The sequence below is a fragment of the Catenulispora pinisilvae genome (genome assembly GCF_015356865.1).
Taxonomy (GTDB): Bacteria; Actinomycetota; Actinomycetes; order Streptomycetales; family Catenulisporaceae; genus Catenulispora; species Catenulispora pinisilvae.
In genome coordinates this window covers 1-2,843 of sequence record NZ_JAAFZA010000458.1, presented here as the reverse complement: position 1 = coordinate 2,843, position 2,843 = coordinate 1, and the positions used below count along the sequence as shown (strand labels likewise).

Genomic DNA, 2,843 nt, shown 5'->3' with positions numbered 1-2,843 from the left:
GGTCATGGCGGCGCGGTGCTTTCTTCTCGCAAGGCAGGCGGTTTTGGGGGTCAGGGCAGGGGTGCAGCGGGTATTCCGTCGTGGGTGTCGAGGCTTGCCCCGCTCAGGCTCGTCAGGAGGCGTGCGGTATGGCGCAACGCGGCTCGTGCTTCGGGAAGGCTTCGATGGGTGCCCATCCGAAGATCACCCATCCGTGCTCGTTGTACTTGCCGGGGACCGGGATCGCCCCGGCCGGGCCGTACGGGTCCAAGACGAGCGGGTTGTCGCCGTACAGGTATTCGGCGGCGAGCTTGCGGGCGAAGTCGTAGTCGACGACCTTGTCGGTGATCTGTATGGCGGTTTCCTTGTTGGCCAAGGTCCCGCCTTCGGGATCGTCGCCCCATCGCGCTTGATCCACCGCTTCGGTGAAGTCGTGGGCGAGGTCGCCGTTGGTGAAGGTGTCCCAATAGTCGATGAAGGTGCTGGCGGTTCCGGCGGCGTTGGCGCGCGGGGCGTAGGGGTCGGTCGAGTCGGACACGGGTGTCCCTTTCATCAGGTTCGGTCAGAGGGTGGTCAGGTAGGCCGCGAGGGCTTCGGCCATCGGCGCGGGGTCGGAGTTCTCCGGCGCGTAGTAGGGCGCGGCAATGAGGTCCCCGCCGTCGTACTCAATGTGGTTGATCACCCATCCCGGGATCGGGTCGCCGTTCTCGGGGAGGTCTTCCGGCGCGCCGATAAGGATCATCGTGCGTTCGCGGTAGCGCGGGACCGCGAGGTGCCATCCGCCGGAATCGGCGGCGGTGATGATCGCGGTGATCCCGTGTCCGGCAAGGGCGGCGCGGGCGGCGGCGACTTGCGGGTGTGCGGAGATCTCCTCGGTATCGAGGTCGTACTCGTGTGGCCCGTCGGGGCCGATGGGGGCGAGGCAATACGGCATGCACTTCTCACCGGGTTCCGCGCCGCAATCACCGCACGTTTCGTCATTTATGCAAAGGTCGCACATCGCGTTCACCGCCTTTCTTTCGATTTTGCGGGGCCTATTTATTGCCGGTTTTAGGCAAGGCTCCGCCCGGGTAGAGCTTTCCTCGGGATTTCCGGAATTACTTTCCGGTTTAATGCCTACCGGGTTTCCCCGGGGTGTTGCATCAACCTTATCTCGGCATTCGCAACAAGTCGAGCGGCGTTTCTTTCGTTTCTTTGTGACCGGTTCGCATTTCCCGCTTCGGGCTTCCCCCCGGGCACATCACTAATATAGCTCGACTTTCGGAAATAGATCAAGTCGAAATGCGGCTTGATAAGTGTCGTTGTTTGGCATTTTCTCGACGCTTTCCAAGACTCTTTACGGATGTTCCCTCTGAAAGCGTCGAGGCGCGCGGTATCCGGCTATGAAACGTTGCGTTCGCGCGCCGCGCGGCTAGTTTTCACATGCCGCGCGGCGCGCACGCCTACGGTTCACCGGTACGCGCGCCGCGCGCGGGGCGGAACGGTCGCGCGGCGCACCGCCCGCCACCGCGAGCGGATGCCCATTAATGTCCGGATAAGGTGGCTTCGAGGCTTTGATGGCCTTCGAGTGTTGTCACTGACGGTGACCGGTTGGCCTTGAAGGCGGCGTGGCGCGGGGCTGACGTCGCCGGCCGGGCGGACAGGACGGGGCGCCGGCATGGGGTTGGGGTTGAAGGAGGTTGAGAAAGGTTGAGAGGGGTTATACGAGCAGGGTTTGACATGGGGAGACGACGGGGCGAGAAGGAGAAGAGAAGCGGACAGCGAGGGGATGAGAAGACGCCGGGGCCGCCGCACAGGGATCGGGATTGATTACTTCTACCGATCAGTCTGGGCGACTTCCGCGTGCGTAAATACCGCCCGACCTGCCCGAGGACCAGATATTGGTACTCCTTTCCTTAACTGGAGTAGGAATTAGAGTACGAATTGGAGTACGAATTGGAGCCCCAATTGGCAAACGGGTTGCCTCAGTGCTCTGATTTGATGTTGCGTGCCTGATTCTGGATATGCTCTTGCTCGGAGGACTCTGGTGCCGGTTGCCGGCCCGACGCCAGGGCTCCCGGTCGCGCTGGAGGCGTTGCGGGGTTCGCCCCGGGCGGCAGTGCAGCCTGGGTCGGCCTCGACGTGGCAGCGGCTGTGCTTCAGCGGCCTCTGAAAGCGGGCTGGGCGGACTGCGCTGCCCCGTCGCAAGCTGTGTCGGGCGGATCCGCGGCGGCAGAGGTCACGTGTTGCCTCGCCGCTTCGATATCGCAACGGCCCGAGCGGTTCGGCTACGGGCGTGCTGTGGGTCTGGTGGCGGCGAAGTAGTCCGGCCAATTGTAGTTCTCATATCGCACTACAGAGCCCGTGTTTGGCGCGTTGATCATTAACCCGTTGCCCGCGTATATCCCAACGTGGTGCGCGAATTGCGGGTTCCCGAAGAATACCAGGTCGCCGGGCTGTAGCGGTGTTCCGGGTGGGAGTATTTTTCCGGCGTGGTATTGGTCGGTGGCGACTCGTGGGAGGTTGATGCCGGCGGCGGCGTAGGCTTGTTGGACGAGTCCGGAGCAGTCGAATCCTTGGCCGTGTGCGGGGCCGTTGCCGCCCCATTGGTAGGGGACGCCGAGTTGCGCCTGTGCGTAGGCGAGGACTTTGGCGATGACTGCTGATTGTGTGGTCGTATCGGTGGTGTCGGGTGGGGGCTGGGTGTTTCCGGTGCCGTCGGTGTATTGGGCGGAGTAGTCGAGGACTTCTTTCACGTAGTCTTCGGAGTGGTTGTAGGTGTAGATCGCGCCGGGGATGTCGGTGCCGCCTTTGGCGCCGTTGGCGCACAGCAGTCTGGCGGCGGCGTAGATGGCGTCGACCGGATCCCACGGGGTGGGCGGGTC

3 protein-coding genes are annotated in these 2,843 nt (G+C 63.4%); all 3 read right to left on the bottom strand.

What is annotated here, in order from left to right:
• Nucleotides 1–112: 112 nt before the first annotated feature.
• A complete protein-coding gene (locus tag IZR01_RS48835) occupies nucleotides 113–517 on the bottom strand; it encodes a hypothetical protein (protein WP_194899995.1) in 405 nt (134 codons plus the stop codon).
• A gap of 24 nt (nucleotides 518–541) precedes the next feature.
• On the bottom strand, nucleotides 542–913 hold the full coding sequence (locus tag IZR01_RS48830; RefSeq protein ID WP_194899996.1) for a hypothetical protein: 372 nt from the start codon (nucleotides 911–913) through the stop codon (nucleotides 542–544).
• Between the two features lie 1,333 nt (nucleotides 914–2,246).
• Nucleotides 2,247–2,843, bottom strand: a 597-nt coding sequence (locus IZR01_RS48825) for a C40 family peptidase (RefSeq protein ID WP_194927853.1), incomplete at its 5' end; no start/stop codon positions are given.

Excerpts from the sequence above, each read along its gene's own strand:
- IZR01_RS48830 (WP_194899996.1), bottom strand. The coding sequence starts at position 913 with ATGCCGTATTGCCTCGCCCCCATCGGCCCCGACGGGCCACACGAGTAC.